General features: G+C 48.5%; 15 protein-coding genes and 6 pseudogenes. 12 read left to right on the top strand and 9 right to left on the bottom strand.

Annotated elements, in window-relative coordinates; genetic code table 11:
• Window positions 1-283 precede the first annotated feature (283 nt).
• The 6 genes and pseudogenes from ACQGXV_RS12515 to ACQGXV_RS12490 all read left to right on the top strand — a co-directional run bounded on the left by ACQGXV_RS12515 (window position 284) and on the right by ACQGXV_RS12490 (window position 6410).
• Window positions 284-1397, top strand: a pseudogene (locus ACQGXV_RS12515) (IS110 family transposase).
• A 281-nt stretch (window positions 1398-1678) separates the two neighbouring features.
• Window positions 1679-2293 (top strand): annotated as a pseudogene (locus ACQGXV_RS12510) (YitT family protein).
• Between the two features lie 64 nt (window positions 2294-2357).
• The gene (locus ACQGXV_RS12505) at window positions 2358-3551 is read left to right on the top strand and encodes an amino acid aminotransferase (protein WP_440867398.1); all 1194 of its coding nucleotides are present in this window, start codon (window positions 2358-2360) and stop codon (window positions 3549-3551) included.
• Window positions 3552-3772: 221 nt separating this feature from the next.
• Window positions 3773-4696, top strand: a complete 924-nt coding sequence (locus ACQGXV_RS12500; RefSeq protein WP_440866565.1) for an IS5 family transposase — start codon at window positions 3773-3775, stop codon at window positions 4694-4696.
• 691 nt (window positions 4697-5387) lie between these two features.
• Window positions 5388-5717, top strand: a complete 330-nt coding sequence (locus ACQGXV_RS12495) for a helix-turn-helix domain-containing protein (protein ID WP_440866564.1) — start codon at window positions 5388-5390, stop codon at window positions 5715-5717.
• A gap of 120 nt (window positions 5718-5837) precedes the next feature.
• Window positions 5838-6410, top strand: coding sequence for a transposase family protein (locus ACQGXV_RS12490; RefSeq protein WP_440866563.1), 573 nt, complete (start codon window positions 5838-5840; stop codon window positions 6408-6410).
• A gap of 215 nt (window positions 6411-6625) precedes the next feature.
• Here ACQGXV_RS12490 and ACQGXV_RS12485 read toward each other — a convergent pair.
• Window positions 6626-7931: pseudogene (locus tag ACQGXV_RS12485) on the bottom strand (IS256 family transposase).
• A gap of 303 nt (window positions 7932-8234) precedes the next feature.
• Window positions 8235-9179, bottom strand: coding sequence for an IS5 family transposase (locus ACQGXV_RS12480; protein WP_440866562.1), 945 nt, complete (start codon window positions 9177-9179; stop codon window positions 8235-8237).
• 154 nt (window positions 9180-9333) lie between these two features.
• Between ACQGXV_RS12480 and ACQGXV_RS12475 the strand changes: the two are divergent.
• Window positions 9334-9873, top strand: a pseudogene (locus ACQGXV_RS12475) (cache domain-containing protein); the annotation flags it as partial.
• Window positions 9874-10020: 147 nt separating this feature from the next.
• Window positions 10021-11040: pseudogene (locus tag ACQGXV_RS12470) on the top strand (IS256 family transposase); the annotation flags it as partial.
• A gap of 85 nt (window positions 11041-11125) precedes the next feature.
• Here the strand turns inward: ACQGXV_RS12470 and ACQGXV_RS12465 are convergent.
• Together ACQGXV_RS12465 and ACQGXV_RS12460 are read right to left on the bottom strand one after the other, a co-directional pair.
• A complete protein-coding gene (locus ACQGXV_RS12465; protein WP_440866561.1) occupies window positions 11126-12025 on the bottom strand; it encodes a transposase family protein in 900 nt (299 codons plus the stop codon).
• Window positions 12026-12512: 487 nt separating this feature from the next.
• Window positions 12513-12917: an IS30 family transposase gene (locus tag ACQGXV_RS12460; protein WP_440866560.1), complete on the bottom strand. Its 405-nt coding sequence runs from the start codon at window positions 12915-12917 to the stop codon at window positions 12513-12515.
• Between ACQGXV_RS12460 and ACQGXV_RS12455 the strand changes: the two genes are divergently transcribed.
• The gene (locus tag ACQGXV_RS12455; protein ID WP_440866559.1) at window positions 12916-13890 is read left to right on the top strand and encodes an IS30 family transposase; all 975 of its coding nucleotides are present in this window, start codon (window positions 12916-12918) and stop codon (window positions 13888-13890) included. The genes ACQGXV_RS12460 and ACQGXV_RS12455 overlap by 2 nt on opposite strands.
• Window positions 13891-14009: 119 nt before the next feature.
• Here the strand turns inward: ACQGXV_RS12455 and uvrA are convergent, their stop codons facing one another.
• Window positions 14010-16841, bottom strand: coding sequence for an excinuclease ABC subunit UvrA (gene uvrA, locus ACQGXV_RS12450; RefSeq protein WP_440866558.1), 2832 nt, complete (start codon window positions 16839-16841; stop codon window positions 14010-14012).
• Window positions 16842-17145: 304 nt separating this feature from the next.
• Between uvrA and ACQGXV_RS12445 the strand changes: the two genes are divergently transcribed.
• On the top strand, window positions 17146-17688 hold the full coding sequence (locus tag ACQGXV_RS12445) for a single-stranded DNA-binding protein (RefSeq protein WP_440866557.1): 543 nt from the start codon (window positions 17146-17148) through the stop codon (window positions 17686-17688).
• Window positions 17689-18019: 331 nt separating this feature from the next.
• Here ACQGXV_RS12445 and ACQGXV_RS12440 read toward each other — a convergent pair whose 3' ends face one another.
• The 3 genes and pseudogenes from ACQGXV_RS12440 to ACQGXV_RS12430 form a co-directional block, all read right to left on the bottom strand.
• Window positions 18020-18232, bottom strand: a complete 213-nt coding sequence (locus ACQGXV_RS12440) for a hypothetical protein (protein ID WP_440866556.1) — start codon at window positions 18230-18232, stop codon at window positions 18020-18022.
• Window positions 18233-18424: 192 nt separating this feature from the next.
• Window positions 18425-18676 (bottom strand): annotated as a pseudogene (locus ACQGXV_RS12435) (3-phenylpropionate dioxygenase); the annotation flags it as partial.
• Window positions 18677-18770: 94 nt separating this feature from the next.
• On the bottom strand, window positions 18771-19424 hold the full coding sequence (locus ACQGXV_RS12430) for an SDR family oxidoreductase (protein ID WP_440867397.1): 654 nt from the start codon (window positions 19422-19424) through the stop codon (window positions 18771-18773).
• Window positions 19425-19521: 97 nt separating this feature from the next.
• Here ACQGXV_RS12430 and ACQGXV_RS12425 point away from each other — a divergent pair, with 97 nt between their 5' ends.
• Entirely contained in the window at window positions 19522-20328 is an 807-nt protein-coding gene (locus ACQGXV_RS12425) for a transposase family protein (RefSeq protein WP_440866555.1), read from the top strand.
• A 13-nt stretch (window positions 20329-20341) separates the two neighbouring features.
• Here ACQGXV_RS12425 and ACQGXV_RS12420 read toward each other — a convergent pair whose 3' ends face one another.
• Window positions 20342-21553, bottom strand: coding sequence for an IS256 family transposase (locus ACQGXV_RS12420; protein ID WP_440864265.1), 1212 nt, complete (start codon window positions 21551-21553; stop codon window positions 20342-20344).
• A 29-nt stretch (window positions 21554-21582) separates the two neighbouring features.
• Between ACQGXV_RS12420 and ACQGXV_RS12415 the strand changes: the two genes are divergently transcribed.
• On the top strand, window positions 21583-21795 hold the full coding sequence (locus tag ACQGXV_RS12415; protein ID WP_440866554.1) for a hypothetical protein: 213 nt from the start codon (window positions 21583-21585) through the stop codon (window positions 21793-21795).
• The last annotated feature ends 204 nt before the right edge of the window (window positions 21796-21999 follow it).

Raw genomic sequence — 21999 nt, 5'->3', positions numbered from 1 at the left:
CATTTTTTGTGCATGACGTAATTACAGCATTTCAATAATTTATACTTATTATCACGGTTAATACGTGATTCTCCCCGCGGTAAGCACCATTTTTGGTGCATTTCTTGCTTTGCTTGCGTCACATTTTTATTTTTTCTGCCATTGAGAATGAGATGAACGCATCCCACACATTTGAGAGCAGCGAAGGGTTCGGCAGGTAAGGTGTGGATCCTCGCAGACTTACGGCATCATTGTGCCCAACACGGGATGCATAAAGCTCCCTGATAACTGGAGGATCCACGGCATGAAATATACCCCTGTTGGCGTCGATATCGCAAAACATCTGATGCAGGTTCACTTCATTAATGAACATACCGGTGAAGTCATCGATAAACAGATATAGCCAACCGACTTAAAAATGATTACATCCTATGCCCTGATATGCGGCAAAGAAGCATAGCTGGCTGTTATCAAAATAATGTCGCTTGGCTATAAAGCGCGACGCGCTGCTGGAATACTTCAGCAATCGGGAGCCTTGCCTGATTGGCATGGAAGCTTGCGGCGGTTCCCAGTACTGGGCGCGGGAGCTGGAAAAACTGGGGCATAAGGTCAGACTACTCCAGGGCAAATTCGTCAAGGCCTTCGTGATGGGCAATAAAAATGACGTGATGGATGCCCGTGCTATCTGGATGGCGGTCCAGCAGCCAGCTAAAGCCGTTGCCGTCAAAACTGAGGAACAGCAGGCAGTACTGTCGCTGCACAAAATGCGCCGCCAGTTAGTGAAGTTCCGCACCGCGCAAATCAACGCGCTGCACGGATTGCTGTTGGAGTTCGGCGAAACTGTGCGTAAAGGCCGGGCGTCACTGGACAAGGCGATGCCAGAGGTGCTTGAGCGACTTAAGGAAAAACTGCCACCGTTCCTGATCTACCAGTTTGAAGACCAGCATCGGCGCCTCAATGACCTGGATATGCAGATAGAGGGTATCGAAAAACAGCTTGCCACTTGGGCGAAACAGAATGAGGTCTGTCGGCGGATTATGGACATTCCAGGTGTTGGCCCACTGGTTGCCACCGCAGCAGTTACCATCATGGGAGATGCGGGAGCCTTCCGATCAGGACGGGAGTTCGCAGCCTACATCGGCTTGGTGCCAAAGCAAACAGGCACCGGCGGCAAAGTGAGGCTTCTGGGCATCAGTAAACGCGGCGATGCTTATCTGCGGACGCTGTTTATCCACGGAGCCAGGGCTGCGACGCTGCTGGCGAAAGAGCCGAACCCGTGGGTTACGGAGCTGCTGAAAAGACGGACAACCAGCGTTGCGGTGGTGGGGATGGCTAACAAGATAGCGCGCACGGTGTGGGCCCTGGTGGCACATAGCCGAACTTACGACAAAAAACACGTCAGTGTCAGGCCGTTCTGAACGACAGATACTGGCAAAACATTAACTCTTTTAATAGAAGGGTTAATGCTGAAAGGTTGCTAGGGCAGCCGTAGTGATGACAACGACAGGTAAGACCGTGATTCACTAAACCTGAATGGTGTGTTGAGCTTAAAGCTCGCCAGGAGAATGAGGTCTGAGTCAGCGAATCTCATCGAGGCCCGCAGCAGCGGCTGCAACAAGGCCGAATATAGAGCTGCAACCTACCGTCAATGTCAACACCACGAATGCTTTGCAAACGGGATGCGTTCATATAGCACACCATGGATAACGTTGTTGCAACTGAAAATCTAAAACACACGCTGCTGGAGGATATTCTGGCGCTGTTGATTGGCACATTGATGGTGTCTTTTGGGATCATCCTGTTACGCCAATCTGGCGCGCTCACCGGCGGCACGGCAGGGATGGCATTCCTGCTGCACTACATCACGCATATTTCATTTGGCACCATTTTCTTTCTGATCAACCTGCCGTTTTATTATCTGGCCGTTCGCCGCATGGGCTGGCATTTCACCATCAAGACCTTCTGTGCCGTCGGGCTGGTTTCCCTGCTGTCAGACGTGCATCCGCTGTTTATTCACTTCGATAGACTTCAGCCTTTCTATGCCACGCTGTTTGGCAACATCATCATTGGGTTGGGCTTTATTGTGCTGTTTCGTCACAAGGCCAGTCTGGGTGGCGTGAATATTTTGGCGCTCTAACTTCAGGATCACTACGGCATACGCGCTGGCAAGTTACAAATGGCGGTTGATGTGGTGATTGTACTGGCTTCACTGTTTGTGGTAAGCATACCTATGCTGGTGGTTTCCGTATTAGGTGCCGTGATTCTTAACTTAATCATTGCGATGAATCACCGCCCGGGGCGTTATAGGGTCTAAATGGCGTCCAGGGGTTGCGCGCTACGCATTACGCGTGGCAGATAATTATTTCAGGAGAAAAACCGTGTTCCAACATGTCGACGCCTATGCCGGAGATCCCATCCTGTCTCTGATGGAAAAATACAAGCAGGACCCGCGCGCAGATAAGATCAATCTCAGTATCGGGCTCTATTACAACGAACAGAATATCATCCCGCAATTGCGCGCCGTGAGCAGTGCCGTTGATGTACTAGAAGCGCAACCCAAAGCGGCCTCCTCCTATTTGCCGATGGAAGGTTTTCAGCCTTATCGCTCCGCTATTCAGACACTGCTGTTTGGCAAAGAACACCCGGCGCTGGCGGCAAACCGTATTGCAACGATCCAAACGCTGGGCGGTTCCGGTGCGCTGAAAGTTGGTGCTGACTTCCTGAAACACTATTTCCCTGATTCCGAGGTGTGGGTCAGCGATCCGACCTGGGAAAATCACATCGCTATTTTTGCCGGTGCTGGGTTTAAGGTACCCACTTATCCCTACTTTGATGCACAGAAGCTGGGTGTAAATTTCGATGGCATGATGGCCACGCTGGAAAGCCTGCCAGCACGCAGCATCGTGCTGCTGCACCCGTGCTGCCATAACCCGACCGGTTCCGATCTGACCAATTCGCAATGGGCTCGCATTATTGAAACGGTTATCAAACACGAACTGATCCCGTTTATGGATATCGCCTATCAAGGCTTTGGCGGCGGCATTGATGCCGATGCTTACGCACTGCGCGCCATTGCCAGCGCGGGCGTTCCTGCCCTGATAGCCAACTCCTTCTCCAAGATTTTTTCTCTTTATAGTGAACGCGTGGGTGGGCTCTCCGTGGTGTGCGAAGATGCCGATAGCGCGCAGCGTGTATTAGGACAGTTGAAAGCCACGGTACGTCGTAACTACTCAACCCCACCGAATTACGGCGCTCAAGTGGTTTCTAACGTGCTGAACGATGCGGCGCGCAACACGGAGTGGAAAGCGGAAGTCGAAGAAATGCGTTCCCGCATTCTCGCCATGCGTAAAGCGCTGGTGGATGCCCTGAAAGCAGAACTGCCAACGCGCAACTTTGACTACCTGCTGACACAGCGCGGTATGTTCAGCTACACCGGCTTCAGCCCGTTGCAGGTGGATCGTTTACGCGACGAATTTGGTGTTTATTTGATCGCCAACGGCAGAATGTGTGTTGCAGGCCTGAATTCGGGCAATGTTGTACGCGTTGCCAAAGCGTTCGCGGCGGTTCAATAACCCATCAAAGGCTTAACGTCCGCGTTAAGCCTTTTCCTTTTGCCATTCCATTTACCCCATCATTCCTCTTTCGCTGTGATTCATAAGAAATTTTTATATAGCGTGACATTGACACTCCGCTTGCTCTGAACTACTACTTAAGATAGGCTTTGTTGAATAAATCGAACTTTCAGGGGATCGCCGGATCAAAGCACTATCATCGCTCCCGATAGCAGATCCCCATGGCAAAGCAAAAGTTTAAAATCACCAACTGGCCCACATACAACAAAGCACTCAGACAACGCGGCTCCCTGACGGTCTGGTTTGATGAGTCGGCCATCGCTGCATGGACTGACAGTTCTTCGCCTGAAGGTAGTGGTCGGCCGCTTTACTACACCGATATGGCTGTTACCACGGTTTTGATGATAAAGCGCGTGTTTAACCTGTCGCTCCGGGCATTACAGGGCTTTGTCGATTCGGTTTTTACACTGATGAGCCTGCCACTGCGCTGCCCGGACTACTCTCTGGTCAGTCGGCGGGCAAAAACCGTCAGTATCAGCATAAAAACGCCGACCCGGGGCGAAATATCGCACCTGGTCATAGACAGTAGCGGTCTTAAGGTCTTCGGAGAAGGCGAATGGAAAGTCCGGCAACACGGGGCTGACAGACGCAGGGTATGGCGCAAGCTTCATCTGGCTGCAGACAGCGCAACGCATGAAATTATCTGTGCCGATTTATCGCTCAGTGTCACGACCGATGCGCAGGCCCTGCCGGGGCTGATAAACCAGACCCACCGGAAAATTAGGGAAGTCTCTGCGGACGGGGCTTATGACGCCCGTTACTGCCACGATGCGTTGCTGAGAAAAAAAATCAGGCCGCTCATTCCTCCGCGAAGCGGGGCACAATACTGGCCGGACAGATACCATGAGCGTAACCACGCCGTGGCGAATCAGCATCTGAGCGGGGGTAATGATATGTGGAAAAAGAAAGTGGGTTATCACCGGCGTTCAGTGGCAGAAACGGCGATGTTCCGCATCAAAACCCTGCTGGGCGGGCACCTGAAGCTGCGGGACTATGACGCACAGGTCGGAGAAGCCATGGCGATGGTTAAGGCGCTGAACCGCATGACGCTGTTGGGCATGCCGGACAGCATCCGTATCGCATAACGGCAATCCCGGTGGGGCCATCCGTCAGCTAACTCTGATTTATTCAACAAAGCCCTTAAGATATATCCCATAATTTATTACCCAACAGATTTCGATGGATAGGGCGCAGTCCTCAGCTGAGTCTGAGGTGTACGGGAGCACGTCTCCCCCTACTGTGAAAAAGAAAGGGTATTTTCAACATTCACCTTCTTAATCATTAACTTACATCATGATATTGAACAGCCGATCGCTCGCTGATTTGCGACAACAATAATAAGCAGAAAGATAATAAATGAAACCATTTCAGAAGCATTTTATTCTTCAAATCAATTTACGACGCCTCATTCTTTTCATCGCACTATCTGGTATGTCAGTTATTTTTGTAAATAGCTATTTCGCCTTCTACGACACACAAAAAAGTTATTGACCGATCAGTTTTTTAAAATAAACCTTAACTATTCATTAAAACTCGCAAATACCGTCGAAACCTTTTTTTCCTCTTCCCAATCACAACTCAGTTTTAGCGCCCAACTGCTCGCCGATAACATGAAAAATGCCGACACGCTGCAAAAAGAGCTCGAGCGGATTCGGCAGATTGGTCATCGCTTCAACTCCGTCTCGGTCATTAAACTAGTTGCTGAATAGAGACTTGCATTTTTTGTCAGGCTATTGAGAATAAAAAGAGGTTTAACTTAGAGAATAAGGGTTTGAAATGATCAACAAAGAGCGGTTGTTACGAGATAATCGTTTATGTAAAGCAATCATTGGATTATCAGTCGAAGAATTGAAAAATTTAGCCGCTGAATTTTCAGCTTGTTATTTGATTTATCGGAAAAAGAATCGAAAAGATCACGAGCGGCAGATGGGTGCAGGGCAGAAAGGATTTATCCCAACCCCATTAGATAAACTGCTTTTTATTTTATTGTATTTAAAATGTTATCCGACCTATGATTTGCAAGGACTTCTTTTTGGTTTAGGTAGAACACGGGTATGTCGCTGGGTAAAAATATTATTGCCGGTTTTAGAGGGCTTTGTTGAATAATTTAACCGTTTGATTTACATCTTCTTTAGTTAGAATGCATTTACAGAGAATGTATTTTGTTAGAACGACAAATCAAATAGTTAGCACAATAAAAAGCATTCCGAGAGGAAAAATTAGTCGTTGAAATTTTATAATGCTTATATAAATCAGTATCTTAAATTATTCAACAAAGCCGTTTTAGAGATGACCTTGGGGCGAGAATGTGTTTTGCCCGCTCGTCAAATTCGCTCTGCTGAGGAATTTTTTCGCGCCTTTCCTGGAGTTAAAGACGTCTTTATTGATGGGACAGAGCGACCTGTCCAAAAGCCTAAGAATCTGCGTCGGCGAAAAAAAATGTATTCGGGAAAGAAAAGACAGACCACTCGAAAAGGGCTTATTATGACTGACGAAACAAGGCAAATTGGATTTATCCCCATGAGCAAAAATGGGCGCCGTCACGATAAACGCTTACTCGATAAAGTCGATATAATTCGCCATATTCCTCCTGAGGTAACCATCTGGGCAGATACCGGTTTTCAAGGTATAGATAAACAGCATCCTAATACACAAATCCCAAAAAAAGGAACTCGAAAAAGACCTTTATCGCCTGAACAAAAACAAGAAAATAAAATAATCTCGGGCATCCGTATTACAGTTGAACACGCCATCGCGGGTATCAAGCGCCTCGGTTGCAGAGTCTGTAGGCTTTGTTGAATAATTTAACATGCTGATTTACATAATTATTATAACACTTCAACAACTAAGTTTTCCAGCCGTAATGCTTTTTATTGTGCTAACTACTTGATTTGTCGTTCTAACAAAATACAGTCTCTGTACATGCATTCTACCTAAAGAAGATGTAAATCAAACGGTTAAATTATTCAACAAAGCCGAGTCTGTAAAGAATTTCGTGTAAATGGCTCCATCGCTTAACCGGAAATCCGATCTCCATACATCAACATGAATTGGCTCATAGCCGGTTTCCAGTCTCTGATTGGTAGGGTCCATTTAGCCGAGATATTATGCAAGGCTAGATAGAATAATTTTAGCACCGAGTCATCCGTTGGAAATATTCGTCGCGTTTTCGTTATCTTGCGCAATGAAGCATTTAACGACTCTATCGCGTTGGTGGTGTAGATAACCTTGCGAATCTCCGGCGGAAAATCAAAAATGACGATGAGACGTTCCCAATTATTTCTCCACGATGGGCTGATCGTCGGGAACTGCTCATCCCATTTGGCCGCGAAGGCATCCAGGGCCTCTTCAGCGCCCTCTAGCGTTGCGGAACTATATAGCCAACCGACTTAAAAATGATTACATCCTATGCCCTGATATGCGGCAAAGAAGCATAGCTGGCTGTTATCAAAATAATGTCGCTTGGCTATAGATAGTGCGGAGTTCAGCAGCAACGGCTTTACGCTCTTTCCAGCCGACGTAGCGCAACGAGTTCCGCACCTGATGCACGATGCAGAGCTGTACCCGCGTATGCGGGTAAACAGCTTCAATGGCATCAGGAAAGCCCTTCAGGCCATCGCAGCAGGCGATGAAGATGTCCTGTAGCCCACGATTTTTCAGTTCTGTCATTACAGATAACCAGAACTTGGCCCCCTCGGTTTTGGCTATCCATAGCCCCAGCAGCTCTTTTTCGCCCTGGCCGTTGATGCCTAGAGCCAAGTAAACAGACTTGTTGGTCACGGCTCCGCCGTCCTGGCTTTTGACCACAATACAGTCAAGGTAAACAATGGGATAAAACTCATCCAGCGGCCGTTGCTGCCAGCGCTTAACGTCATCCATCACGGCATTGGTCACTTGAGAAATGAAGCCAGCGGAAACATCGACCCCGTAGACTTCTTTAAAGTGAGCCTGAATATCACGGGTTGATAGCCCTCTGGAATAGAGAGAAATAATGCGGTCATCGAAGCCGTTAAGCTGCTTTTCGTGCTTACCGATCAGTGTCGGCTCGAAGGTACTGTTGCGGTCGCGCGGAATATCGAGCTCGAGCGCCCCATTTTGGCTACGTACGCTCTTGGATGTCTTGCCATTGCGGGAGTTGCCTGAATTATTACCAGCCGGGTCATGCTTAGCATACCCAAGGTGTATCTCCATCTCAGCTTGAAGAACCCGTTCCGCCAGTCTTTTAGTCAGCTCCTTGAGTAGGCCTGATTCACCCAGAAGCTCCTGAGGGGAGTGGCAATCCTGAAGCAGTTGGTCAATAAGTTCGTTGCTGATAGGCATTTTTTGTCCTCTGAAGGTTTTCCTCAAAATGCCATTTACACAGATCTTTTTACACTCTCCGGTTGCATGAGGCTTTGTTGAATAAATCAGAATTAGCCGACAGGATGACTCCCTCTGCTACACCTGTTATCCTATCCTGACGGGCTTTGTTGAATAATTTAACCGTTTGATTTACATCTTCTTTAGTTAGAATGCATTTACAGAGAATGTATTTTGTTAGAACGACAAATCAAATAGTTAGCACAATAAAAAGCATTCCGAGAGGAAAAATTAGTCGTTGAAATTTTATAATGCTTATATAAATCAGTATCTTAAATTATTCAACAAAGCCATCCTGACGCTGTGTGGCATACCCAACAACGTCATACGGTTCAGCGCTTTGACCATCGCTATGGCTTCACCTACTTGAGCCTCATAGTCACGCAGGCTCAGATGGCCACCCAGCAAAGTTTTTATGCGGAACATCGCTGTTTCTGCCACTGAACGCCGGTGATAACCCACTTTCTTTTTCCACATATCATTACTCCCGCTCAGACGCTGATTCGCCACCGCATGGTTACGTTCATGGTACTTGTCCGGCCAGTATTTGGCTCCGCTTCGCGGCGGGATAAGGGGCCTGATTTTCTTTCTTAGCAACGCATCGTGGCAGTAACGGGCGTCATAAGCACCGTCTGCTGACACTTCCCTGATTTTTCGGTGGGTTTGGTTAATCAGGCCCGACAGTGCCTGCGCATCTGTCGTTCCGCTGAGCGATAAGTCGGCACAGATAATCTCATGCGTCGCACTGTCTGCTGCCAGATGAAGCTTGCGCCACACTCTTCGTCTGTCAGCCCCATGCTGCCTGACTTTCCATTCACCTTCGCCAAAGACCTTCAGACCGGTACTGTCGATGACCAGATGCGAGATTTCACCACGCGTTGGCGTTTTTATGCTGATACTGACGGTTTTTGCCCGCCTACTGACCAGAGAGTAGTCCGGGCAGCGCAGTGGCAGGCTCATCAGTGTAAAAACCGAGTCGACAAAGCCCTGTAATGCCCGGAGCGACAGGTTAAACACGCGCTTTATCATCAAAACCGTGGTAACAGCCATATCGGTGTAGTAAAGCGGCCGACCACGACCTTCAGGCGAAGAACTGTCAGTCCATGCAGCGATGGCCGACTCATCAAGCCAGACCGTCAGGGAGCCGCGTTGTCTGAGTGCTTTGTTGTAGGTGGGCCAGTTGGTGATTTTAAACTTTTGCTTTGCCATGGGGAGCTGCTATCGGGAGCGATGATAGTGCTTTGATCCGGCGATCCCCTGAAAGTTCGATTTATTCAACAAAGCCGTTGCATGACCCAAATTTTACGGAATCGTAGACCCTTTATTGATGATACCTTCTTACTCCTTAGCGCCGGTCTTTGGAATTTCCATCTCAGAACAGCGTAAAATTTACTTCAATCACCGAAACACCCTTATTTCACTATTAAGCAACACGCTTATTGACAAGCAGGGCTACATTCGCGCGTTCTCCCCATTGCAGCCTGGGGTGATTGATGCGCGACTAACTTCCCCTTCCCATGCGGCCACCGTTCAGGCCAACACCTTTTTTATCAGTCAGCCCTATGTTTCTCTGATTGGTAACCTGATTGTCTATATTTCTGTGCCTATCCACAATGCTGAAGGTGAACAGCTAGGGTACGTCGGCGGTTCTATTTATCTCAACAACCGCAATGCGACAAATGAATTTATGAATTCGCAGTTTGATGACGATAATTACGATACCTATGTCCTCAATAAAGATGGAACAATTATTTATCATCATGATAAAAGCCGCATTGGGCAAAAAATAGACGACAACTCATTAAAACAGATGGCGCTATTGGGGAATAAAGGCAATTTTCGTCTGACCGATTCACAAGGAGCAACATTTTTAGCCGGGTTCGCCAAAGTTAAACGCGCGGATTGGATTATTCTTACACTACAAACAGAACAAATTGTCACTCAGGCATTAAATAACGTAATGATTGATGTGATAAAGAAAAGTGCGCCCGGAGAGTGTAAAAAGATCTGTGTAAATGGCATTTTGAGGAAAACCTTCAGAGGACAAAAAATGCCTATCAGCAACGAACTTATTGACCAACTGCTTCAGGATTGCCACTTCCCTCAGGAGCTTCTGGGTGAATCAGGACTACTCAAGCAGCTGACTAAAAGACTGGCGGAACGGGTTCTTCAAGCTGAGATGGAGATACACCTTGGGTATGCTAAGCATGACCCGGCTGGTAACCATTCAGGCAACTCCCGCAATGGCAAGACATCCAAGAGCGTACGTAGCCAAAATGGGGCGCTCGAGCTCGATATTCCGCGCGACCGCAACAGTACCTTCGAGCCGACACTGATCGGTAAGCACGAAAAGCAGCTTAACGGCTTCGATGACCGTATTATTTCTCTCTATTCCAGAGGGCTATCAACCCGTGATATTCAGGCTCACTTTAAAGAAGTCTACGGGGTCGATGTTTCCGCTGGCTTCATTTATCAAGTGACCAATGCCGTGATGGATGACGTTAAGCGCTGGCAGCAACGGCCGCTGGATGCGTTTTATCCCATTGTTTACCTTGACTGTATTGTGGTCAAAAGCCAGGACGGCGGAGCCGTGACCAACAAGTCTGTTTACTTGGCTCTAGGCATCAACGGCCAGGGCGAAAAAGAGCTGCTGGGGCTATGGATAGCCAAAACCGAGGGGGCCAAGTTCTGGTTATCTGTAATGACAGAACTGAAAAATCGTGGGCTACAGGACATCTTCATCGCCTGCTGCGATGGCCTGAAGGGCTTTCCTGATGCCATTGAAGCTGTTTACCCGCATACGCGGGTACAGCTCTGCATCGTGCATCAGGTGCGGAACTCGCTGCGCTACGTCGGCTGGAAAGAGCGTAAGGCCGTTGCTGCTGACCTGCGCACCATCTATAGTTCCGCAACGCTAGAGGGCGCTGAAGAGGCCCTGGATGCCTTCGCGGCCAAATGGGATGAGCAGTTCCCGACGATCAGCCCATCGTGGAGAAATAATTGGGAACGTCTCATCGTCATTTTTGATTTTCCGCCGGAGATCCGCAAGGTTATCTACACCACCAACGCCCCATTCCCACTCGAAACGCAACAAAACGGTAGAAAGCGTGTTGCTTAATAGTGAAATAAGGGTGTTTCGGTGATTGAAGTAAATTTTACGCTGTTCTGAGATGGAAATTCCAAAGACCGGCGCTAAGGAGTATGAAGGTATCATCAATAAAGGGTCTACGATTCCGTAAAATTTGGGTCATACAACCGAGGCGCTTGATACCCGCGATGGCGTGTTCAACTGTAATACGGATGCCCGAGATTATTTTATTTTCTTGTTTTTGTTCAGGCGATAAAGGTCTGTTTCGAGTTCCTTTTTTTGGGATTTGTGTATTAGGATGCTGTTTATCTATACCTTGAAAACCGGTATCTGCCCAGATGGTTACCTCAGGAGGAATATGGCGAATTATATCGACTTTATCGAGTAAGCGTTTATCGTGACGGCGCCCATTTTTGCTCATGGGGATAAATCCAATTTGCCTTGTTTCGTCAGTCATAATAAGCTCTTTTCGAGTGGTCTGTCTTTTCTTTCCCGAATACATTTTTTTTCGCCGACGCAGATTCTTAGGCTTTTGGACAGGTCGCTCTGTCCCATCAATAAAGACGTCTTTAACTCCAGGAAAGGCGCGAAAAAATTCCTCAGCAGAGCGAATTTGACGAGCGGGCAAAACACATTCTCGCCCCAAGGTCATCTCTAAAACCGGCAATAATATTTTTACCCAGCGACATACCCGTGTTCTATCTAAACCAAAAAGAAGTCCTTGCAAATCATAGGTCGGATAACATTTTAAATACAATAAAATAAAAAGCAGTTTATCTAATGGGGTTGGGATAAATCCTTTCTGCCCTGCACCCATCTGCCGCTCGTGATCTTTTCGATTCTTTTTCCGATAAATCAAATAACAAGCTGAAAATTCAGCGGCTAAATTTTTCAATTCTTCGACTGATAATCCAATGATTGCTTTACATAAACGATTATCTCGTAACAACCGCTCTTTGTTGATCATTTCAAACCTTTATTCTCTAAGTTAAACCTCTTTTTATTGGCTTTGTTGAATAATTTAACCGTTTGATTTACATCTTCTTTAGTTAGAATGCATTTACAGAGAATGTATTTTGTTAGAACGACAAATCAAATAGTTAGCACAATAAAAAGGGCTTTGTTGAATAATTTAAGATACTGATTTATATAAGCATTATAAAATTTCAACGACTAATTTTTCCTCTCGGAATGCTTTTTATTGTGCTAACTATTTGATTTGTCGTTCTAACAAAATACATTCTCTGTAAATGCATTCTAACTAAAGAAGATGTAAATCAAACGGTTAAATTATTCAACAAAGCCAATAAAAAGCATTCCGAGAGGAAAAATTAGTCGTTGAAATTTTATAATGCTTATATAAATCAGTATCTTAAATTATTCAACAAAGCCCTTTTTATTCTCAATAGCCTGACAAAAAATGCAAGTCTCTATTCAGCAACTAGTTTAGAGGCTTATGCCACCAGTAAGTGCGTTAAAAATACCTCATTGGGGGAACGATAGCCCAGCGATTTTCTGCCCCTTGTATTGAGTATGTGTTCGAGTTCGGCAATCTTACGATGACTGACCTGACTGAAGTCTGTTCCCTTTGGGTAAAAACGTCGTATCAGCCCGTTGGTGTGCTCATTCAAGCCCCTCTCCCAGTAATGATAAGGATGGGCAAAGTAGACCTGCGCCCCTATGATTTGAGTAATTTGCTCGTGCAGAGCGAATTCAGGGCCGTTATCAGCTGTTAGGGTCTTAAACTTGCAAAAGGTATTAGCTTCAAGCCCCATTCCCACTCGAAACGCAACAAAGTGACCCACTTGCCAGAGTCGGATAAAATCACCGTTCTGGCCATACTGGAGAGCCTGTTGCATGCAGGGAAAACCTCTGACTCAGAAAGAACGGTTCTACATCGAAAAGCGGCGTGGTGAAGGTGTCAACCAAGCTACCATCGCCAGAGAGCTTGCTCTGCCTCGCTCGACCATCAGCAGGGAACTCAGACGCAATACCGACCCTACTTTCAATGGTGTCTACTGCTGTAGAAGGGCGGACACTCTGGTCCGGGAACGCCGTCATAAGCCTCTGCCAAACAATGCTTTTTACCCGTTGGAGCCACACATTCAGAACTTCATCAGTCAGGCGCTTTCCACTCACTCTTCACCTGAAATCATCAGTGGCCGTTTGCACCTGGAATTCGGTATATCTGTCAGCAAGAATACGCTATATCGCTATATCCTGCAGGAGAGACAGGCTGGCGGGGAGCTATATCAGCAACTTCCTCATCGGGGAAAACGTTACAGGTACAATGCCGAAAACCTCAAATCAGGCCCTATTCCCAACCGTGTTGGTATTGAGTATCGCCCAGCTCAAGCCGAGCTTAAACAGGAGCCTGGCCACTTCGAAATTGACACTATTTTTGGCAAAAACCAGAAGTCATTCTTGTTAAGAATCGTAGATAAAGCATTGAAAAAATTCATCATTCGCAAACTGCCTAATAAGCGTGCTGAGACTGTGGTTGCTGCTTTCAGGGACATTGAAGCTAATACCTTTTGCAAGTTTAAGACCCTAACAGCTGATAACGGCCCTGAATTCGCTCTGCACGAGCAAATTACTCAAATCACAGGGGCGCAGGTCTACTTTGCCCATCCTTATCATTCCTGGGAGAGGGGCTTGAATGAGCACACCAACGGGCTGATACGACGTTTTTACCCAAAGGGAACAGACTTCAGTCAGGTCAGTCATCGTAAGATTGCCGAACTCGAACACATACTCAATACAAGGGGCAGAAAATCGCTGGGCTATCGTTCCCCCAATGAGGTATTTTTAACGCACTTACTGGTGGCATAACCCTCTACCGTTTTGTTGCGTTTCGAGTGGGAATGGGGCGGGCGTATCGAAATAAAAGGTTAACGTGGATGTCCTTATAATCACGACGCCCGGCGCAATACCAGGCGTCGTGAACAGCACTACCTGCGTGCCAATATCGGCTTGAGGAAACGGGCAGTGTGCGATGCGTCGCAATTGGCTACCGTCTCCGGGGTGCCGGACACCAGTATTTGACCGCCACCGCTGCCCCCTTCCGGACCAAGATCCACAATCCAGTCTGCGGTTTTAATCACATCCAGATTATGCTCAATCACCACAATGGTGTTCCCCTGATCGCGCAGCTGGTGCAACACGTCCAACAATTGCTGAATATCGGCGAAATGCAACCCGGTGGTTGGCTCATCAAGAATATACAGTGTTTGACCCGTTCCTCGCTTGGACAGCTCACGGGACAGCTTCACACGTTGTGCTTCACCGCCGGAGAGCGTGGTTGCCGACTGGCCAAGACGAATATAGGAAAGCCCCACGTCGATAAGGGTTTGCAGCTTGCGCGCCAACGCAGGAATGGCATCAAAGAAGTCACGCGCCTCCTCAATGGTCATTTCCAATACTTCGTGGATGCTTTTACCCTTATATTTGATTTCCAGCGTTTCACGGTTGTAGCGTTTGCCTTTGCACTGATCGCACGGAACATAGATATCCGGCAAGAAGTGCATCTCCACTTTGATGACGCCATCGCCCTGACAGGCCTCACAGCGCCCACCGCGCACGTTGAAACTAAAGCGCCCCGGGTTGTATCCACGGCTTCTCGCTTCTGGTACGCCAGCAAACAGTTCACGGATAGGGGTAAATACGCCCGTATAAGTCGCCGGGTTGGAACGCGGTGTGCGCCCAATCGGGCTCTGATCGATATCGATCACTTTATCAAAATGCTCAAGGCCATGAATTTCACGGTACGGCGCCGGTTCCGCCAGCGTTGCGCCATTGAGCTGACGTTGCGCCAGCGGAAACAGCGTATCGTTAATCAGCGTCGATTTGCCGGAGCCAGAGACACCGGTGATACAAGTGAACAACCCGACAGGCAGCGTCAGCGCGACATCTTTCAGGTTGTTGCCCTTCGCACCCACCAGCTTCAGCACTTTGGTAGGATCGGCAGGCACCCGTTGCGACGGCACTGAGATTTTTCGCTCACCGCTCAGGTATTGTCCGGTCAGCGATTCAGGCACCGCCATAATCTGTTCTACCGAACCTTCCGCTACCACCTGGCCGCCATGCACCCCGGCACCCGGTCCGATATCAATCACATGATCTGCCGCGCGAATGGCGTCTTCATCGTGTTCCACCACAATCACCGTGTTACCCAGATTGCGCAGGTGGATCAAGGTTTCCAGCAGGCGTTCATTATCTCGCTGGTGCAAGCCAATGGAAGGTTCATCCAATACGTACATCACCCCGACCAGCCCGGCACCAATTTGGCTCGCCAGTCGGATACGCTGCGCTTCACCGCCAGAAAGCGTTTCGGCAGAACGCGACAGCGACAGGTAGTTCAATCCTACGTTCACCAGGAACTTCAGACGATCGCCTATCTCCTTCAACACCTTTTCAGCAATCTGCGCGCGCTGACCACTTAGCTTCATGTTTTGGAAGAACTTCATCGCATGGCCGATACTCATGTCGGAAATCTGCGGCAGCGTAGTCTGTTCGACAAACACATGGCGCGCTTCCTTACGCAGGCGCGTGCCGCTGCAACTGGCACAGGGACGATTGCTGATGAACTTGGCCAGCTCTTCGCGCACCGCGCTTGATTCGGTTTCCTTGTAACGCCGCTCCATGTTGTTCAACACGCCCTCGAAAGGATGGCGTCGCACCGACGTATCGCCACGATCGTTGATGTATTTGAACTCGATAGTGTCTTTACCGGAGCCGTAAAGAATGACGTGACGAATTTTTTCACTCAGGCTGTCGTAGGGTGCCTCGACATCAAAACGGTAATGCTCCGCCAGTGAACGCAGCATCTGAAAATAGTAAAAGTTGCGTCGATCCCAGCCGCGAATTGCACCACCCGCCAGCGACAGCTCACCGTTTTGCACCACACGCGCTGGATCGAAGAACTGTTGCACGCCCAACCCATCACAGCTCGGACAAGCGCCAGCCGGATTGTTAAAGGAGAACATGCGCGGCTCCAGCTCATGCATGCTGTAGCCACACTGCGGACAAGCAAAGTTGGCGGAGAACAGCAGCTCGGGCAACTTGCTGTCATCCATATCCGCCACGATGGCGCTACCGCCGGAAAGCTCCAGCGCGGTTTCAAACGATTCCGCCAGACGCTGTGCCAAATCTTCACGCACCTTGAAACGATCGACCACCACTTCAATGGTGTGTTTCTTCTGTAATTCCAGCTTGGGCGGATCGGAAAGATCGCACACTTCGCCGTCGATACGGGCGCGGATATAGCCTTGTGTCGCCAGGTTTTCCAGCGTTTTGGTGTGCTCCCCTTTGCGATCTTTAACAATGGGGGCGAGCAGCATCAGGCGAGTTCCTTCCGGCAGCGCCAGCACGTTATCCACCATCTGGCTGACAGTCTGTGCCGCCAGTGGCACGTCGTGATCCGGACAGCGCGGCTCACCCACGCGGGCAAAGAGCAGGCGCAAATAGTCGTGAATCTCGGTGATGGTACCCACAGTTGAGCGCGGGTTATGAGATGTGGATTTTTGCTCGATGGAAATCGCCGGTGACAACCCTTCGATATGATCGACGTCCGGCTTCTCCATTAACGAGAGAAACTGGCGCGCATAGGCAGACAACGATTCAACGTAGCGCCGCTGACCTTCCGCATACAGGGTATCAAACGCCAGCGACGATTTACCGGATCCCGACAACCCGGTGACCACAATCAGTTTATCGCGGGGAATTACCAGATTGATATTTTTGAGGTTATGAGTACGGGCACCACGAACTTCGATCTTATCCATTCACATACATCCCGAAGTTAACGCTATTTTCATCATCCCGCAGGCGGAGATAACCGGTACGAAACGTGCAATTATGACACAAAAAAACACCCGCTGCGTTTTTTAGCACCGCAGATGGCGGCTCAGTGGGGGACATGCAGAAGAAATACGCTAACAAAAAACTGAATAAACATCCAGCGCTCTGATGCAACAATGTAACCAATAAAAAAAGTGTGGATGCAACATCGCGGGTACTCAGCACAGTGCTGGCATGTTATGATTTCTGGCTTAGACTTTACGTATTGACTCATCAGGAGACACAAGCATGGCCAGCAGAGGCGTTAATAAAGTGATTCTTGTCGGGAATCTGGGGCAAGACCCGGAAGTCCGTTATCTGCCGAACGGTGGTGCCGTTGCTAACCTGACTCTGGCCACGTCGGATACCTGGCGCGACAAGCAGACCGGCGAGCAGAAAGAGCGCACAGAATGGCACCGCGTCACGCTGTACGGCAAGCTGGCTGAAGTGGCTGGAGAATACCTGCGTAAAGGCTCGCAGGTGTATGTCGAAGGTCAACTGCGCACGCGTAAATGGCAGGATCAGGGCGGGCAGGATCGTTACACCACGGAAGTGGTAGTAGACATTTCCGGCTCCATGCAGATGCTGGGCGGCCGTCAAGGCGCTGGCGCACCAGCAGGCGGCAACGCAGGCAACAGCGCACCGCAAGGTGGCTGGGGACAACCGCAGCAGCCTCAGGGCGGTCAGGCTTTCAGCGGTGGTGCACAGCAAGCACCGCGCCAGCAGAACAATGCCCCGATGCCTGGCGGCAATGAACCGCCGATGGACTTTGACGACGATATTCCGTTCTAAGTTTTTGGTTCAGCAAAACCATAACGTCCTGCTAAAGCAGGACGTTATGGTTGAAGGATTCATGTTAAAATGCATAACTGCACGACACCGCGCCCTCTCTACTATTTCACCATTCCCCCGTTATACAGCTCATCACCTCTTCCCGAATTAATCATTTCGTCAACATGCTGCCGACGCTCAGAACGAGCTCTCGCACTCTTCGCGCGCTCTTCCAGATATTTCTCTTCTCGTTGGCGTATAACTTGCATGTTTTTTTTGACCGATTAAAGCTGGCACAGGTGCTTTTACTCAACGTATCAATGGTTGCCTTGATCTTTTCCAAGTTAGCCATTTATGATTCATGATGCGGGTAAGAAGAGGTTTCTATTTTATTGGTCAGTTGCTTTGTACGCGCATTTACCGTATCTATGTCGTTTAACACCTGCATAAGACTCTTTGCATTAGGACGCTGCCAGAGTGTCGGATTTCGCAAATCGCAATTAAACGTCGTCACCTGATTTTCAACGTATTTCACGGCTTTTCTCAATCCCACGATATCCTTCATACGGACCGTTTTGGCACTGGTTGTGATTTCTCTATGGGCCGCACTGGTTTGATTACTGTTTACTGTCGAGATACTTATCATTACCGCTGATACCCTTACATTACTAAATTCAGCGGAAATGCTATAAGGTGATCGATGGGTAATATTCCATTTACAGTTCGCGATCAGGGCCCCGTCCGGCGTCTGAATCGATTATCGCAACGCGTGCTGAGTTTCCCGCTCAGCCACCTGTGCTTTTGCCGTTTTCTGCATCATTCGACGCAAGCGAGAGAGCCCAACATCATGTTGGTAGAGGTATTCGTAAGCGTTCGCGTCCGGTGCCAGGTTTTCCAGCAAGAGTCTATCCTGTTCCAGTACGGCCCAATGCAATTTCTCTAAACGGTTTCGGTACATAAAACGCCACATATCACGTTGCCAGCCCGCTACACGACGGAATTTGTTAAAAGGCGCTACCCCGACACAGGCAGCAGTGTTGACGAGAAAAGCAAGCAACGCAGACACGGCAAGGGCAACGCCAGAGAATTGACGTTGCCCACGCTTAACGTAAGGTATACCCACCATAACAATAGAGCGTGTTGCCCGTCATGTGCGTATTGTCGATCAGAAACAGCGCCGCGTCGGCCTGCTCTTCGACCGTAGCAGGGCGTTGCAATACATTGAGTTTGCACCACTGTTGGTAAGCCGCTTCGCGCACCTGCGCCGGACGTTGCTGCCACAATGTGCTGTCGGTCGTTCCCGGTGATAAGCAATTTACCCTGCGTGGCGCCAGTTCAACAGCCAGTCCGCGCGCCAAGCCCTCAAGGGCAGCATTGCACGCGGCATAAGCGGGCGCGCCAAGGGGACGCGCATAAGCGGCACCTGACATCAATACCACCGCCGCATCCGGCAACAACGAGGGCAACGCGGCATAAACCGCCCAATATTGACCCCAAAATTTTGCCTGAAACAGCGCTTCGCTGGTCTCCAGGCTTCCCTCCTGAAACGCGCCCGTGGTGTAGGATGCGGCGGGCGTAAACAGCCCGGCAAGCGAGGAAGTTTGCGCAAAGAAGGCGGCCAGAGAAGCGCGATCGGTAACGTCGACAACATAGGCAGATGCCCGATCGCCCAGCGCTCTGAGCGCAGTAGCCCGCTTTTCTGCCGAACGCCCACCAATTACCACGCGATCGCCGCGAGCGACCAGTCGCTGAGCCAGAGCGAATCCAATAAACTAGTTGCTGAATAGAGACTTGCATTTTTTGTCAGGCTATTGAGAATAAAAAGAGGTTTAACTTAGAGAATAAAGGTTTGAAATGATCAACAAAGAGCGGTTGTTACGAGATAATCGTTTATGTAAAGCAATCATTGGATTATCAGTCGAAGAATTGAAAAATTTAGCCGCTGAATTTTCAGCTTGTTATTTGATTTATCGGAAAAAGAATCGAAAAGATCACGAGCGGCAGATGGGTGCAGGGCAGAAAGGATTTATCCCAACCCCATTAGATAAACTGCTTTTTATTTTATTGTATTTAAAATGTTATCCGACCTATGATTTGCAAGGACTTCTTTTTGGTTTAGATAGAACACGGGTATGTCGCTGGGTAAAAATATTATTGCCGGTTTTAGAGATGACCTTGGGGCGAGAATGTGTTTTGCCCGCTCGTCAAATTCGCTCTGCTGAGGAATTTTTTCGCGCCTTTCCTGGAGTTAAAGACGTCTTTATTGATGGGACAGAGCGACCTGTCCAAAAGCCTAAGAATCTGCGTCGGCGAAAAAAAATGTATTCGGGAAAGAAAAGACAGACCACTCGAAAAGGGCTTATTATGACTGACGAAACAAGGCAAATTGGATTTATCCCCATGAGCAAAAATGGGCGCCGTCACGATAAACGCTTACTCGATAAAGTCGATATAATTCGCCATATTCCTCCTGGGGTAACCATCTGGGCAGATACCGGTTTTCAAGGTATAGATAAACAGCATCCTAATACACAAATCCCAAAAAAAGGAACTCGAAAAAGACCTTTATCGCCTGAACAAAAACAAGAAAATAAAATAATCTCGGGCATCCGTATTACAGTTGAACACGCCATCGCGGAGTCTGTAAAGAATTTTGTGTAAATGGCTCCATTGCTTAACCGGAGATTCGTTCTCCATACATCAACATGAATTGGCTCATAGCAGGTTTCCAGTCTCTGATTGGCAAGGTCCATTTAGCAGAGATATTATGCAAGGCTAGATAGAGTAATTTTATCACCGAGTCATCCGTTGGAAATATTCGTCGCGTTTTCGTTATCTTGCGCAATGAAGCATTTAACGACTCTATCGCGTTGGTGGTGTAGATAACCTTGCGGATCTCCGGCGGAAAGTCAAAAATGACGATGAGACGTTCCCAATTATTTCTCCACGACGGGCTGATCGTCGGGAACTGTTCATCCCATTTGGCCGCGAAGGCATCCAGGGCCTCTTCAGCGCCCTCTAGCGTTGCGGAACTATAGATGGTGCGCAGGTCAGCAGCAACGGCCTTACGCTCTTTCCAGCCGACGTAGCGCAGCGAGTTCCGCACCTGATGCACAATGCAGAGCTGTACCCGCGTATGCGGGTAAACAGCTTCAATGGCATCAGGAAAGCCTTTCAGGCCATCGCAGCAGGCGACGAAGATGTCCTTTAGCCCACGATTTTTCAGTTCTGTCATCACAGATAACCAGAACTTGGCCCCCTCAGTTTTGGCTATCCATAGCCCCAGCAGCTCTTTTTCGCCCTGGCCGTTGACGCCGAGGGCCAGATAAACAGACTTGTTGGCCACGGCTCCGCCGTCCTGGCTTTTGACAACAATACAGTCAAGGTAAACAATGGGATAAAGCGCATCCAGCGGCCGTTGCTGCCAGCGCTTAACTTCATCCATCACAGCATTGGTCACTTGAGAAATGAAGCCAGCGGAAACATCGACCCCGTAGACTTCTTTAAAGTGTGCCTGAATATCACGGGTTGATAACCCTCTGGAATAGAGAGAAATAATGCGGTCATCGAAGCCGTTAAGCTGTTTTTCGTTCTTACCGATCAGTGTCGGCTCGAAGGTACTGTTGCGGTCGCGCGGAATATCGAGCTCGATCTCCCCATTTTGGCTACGTACGCTCTTGGATGTCTTGCCATTGCGTGAGTTGCCTGAATGATTACCAGCCGGGTCATGCTTAGCATACCCAAGGTGCATCTCCATCTCAGCTTCAAGAACCCGTTCCGCCAGTCTTTTAGTCAGCACCTTGAGTAGGCCTGATTCACCCAGCAGATCCTGAGGGGAGTGACAATCTTGAAGCAGTTGGTCAATAAGTTCGTTGCTGATAGGCATTTTGTTATCCTTTGAAGGTTTTCCTCAAAATGCCATTTACACAGATTATTTTACAGTCTCCCATCGCGGGTATCAAGCGCCTCGGTTGCATGACCCAAATTTCACGGAATCGTAGACCCTTTATTGATGATATAGCCAACCGACTTAAAAATGATTACATCCTATGCCCTGATATGCGGCAAAGAAGCATAGCTGGCTGTTATCAAAATAATGTCGCTTGGCTATACCTTCTTACTCCTTAGCGCCGGTCTTTGGAATTTCCATCTCAGAACAGCGTAAAATTTACTTCAATCACCGAAACACCCTTATTTCACTATTAAGCAACACGCTTAATGCCTGAAGTGCCACCCAGGATGGCGTAAGTTTGTATATTTTTCATAACACAGAGCTTAGAACCTATCCCAAAAGGAATTGTCAGTTAATAAGTAATGGCAATTTCTGAGGGA

The organism is Symbiopectobacterium purcellii, from assembly GCF_052050035.1.
GTDB lineage: Bacteria > Pseudomonadota > Gammaproteobacteria > Enterobacterales > Enterobacteriaceae > Symbiopectobacterium > Symbiopectobacterium purcellii_A.
The sequence above is the reverse complement of the archived record's forward strand: the minus strand, read 5'-3'. Positions and strand labels throughout refer to the sequence as shown.

What these genes read in the sequence shown, in the direction of transcription:
- uvrA (WP_440866558.1), bottom strand. Translation starts at nt 16,841, where the DNA reads ATGGATAAGATCGAAGTTCGTGGTGCCCGTACTCATAACCTCAAAAAT.
- ACQGXV_RS12500 (WP_440866565.1), top strand. Translation starts at nt 3,773, where the DNA reads ATGGCAAAGCAAAAGTTTAAAATCACCAACTGGCCCACATACAACAAA.
- ACQGXV_RS12420 (WP_440864265.1), bottom strand. Translation starts at nt 21,553, where the DNA reads ATGCCTATCAGCAACGAACTTATTGACCAACTGCTTCAAGATTGTCAC.
- ACQGXV_RS12480 (WP_440866562.1), bottom strand. Translation starts at nt 9,179, where the DNA reads ATGGCAAAGCAAAAGTTTAAAATCACCAACTGGCCCACCTACAACAAA.
- ACQGXV_RS12465 (WP_440866561.1), bottom strand. Translation starts at nt 12,025, where the DNA reads ATGATCAACAAAGAGCGGTTGTTACGAGATAATCGTTTATGTAAAGCA.
- ACQGXV_RS12425 (WP_440866555.1), top strand. Translation starts at nt 19,522, where the DNA reads ATGATCAACAAAGAGCGGTTGTTACGAGATAATCGTTTATGTAAAGCA.
- ACQGXV_RS12460 (WP_440866560.1), bottom strand. Translation starts at nt 12,917, where the DNA reads ATGCAACAGGCTCTCCAGTATGGCCAGAACGGTGATTTTATCCGACTC.
- ACQGXV_RS12440 (WP_440866556.1), bottom strand. Translation starts at nt 18,232, where the DNA reads ATGAAGGATATCGTGGGATTGAGAAAAGCCGTGAAATACGTTGAAAAT.
- ACQGXV_RS12455 (WP_440866559.1), top strand. Translation starts at nt 12,916, where the DNA reads ATGCAGGGAAAACCTCTGACTCAGAAAGAACGGTTCTACATCGAAAAG.
- ACQGXV_RS12495 (WP_440866564.1), top strand. Translation starts at nt 5,388, where the DNA reads ATGATCAACAAAGAGCGGTTGTTACGAGATAATCGTTTATGTAAAGCA.
- ACQGXV_RS12445 (WP_440866557.1), top strand. Translation starts at nt 17,146, where the DNA reads ATGGCCAGCAGAGGCGTTAATAAAGTGATTCTTGTCGGGAATCTGGGG.
- ACQGXV_RS12415 (WP_440866554.1), top strand. Translation starts at nt 21,583, where the DNA reads ATGCCATTTACACAGATTATTTTACAGTCTCCCATCGCGGGTATCAAG.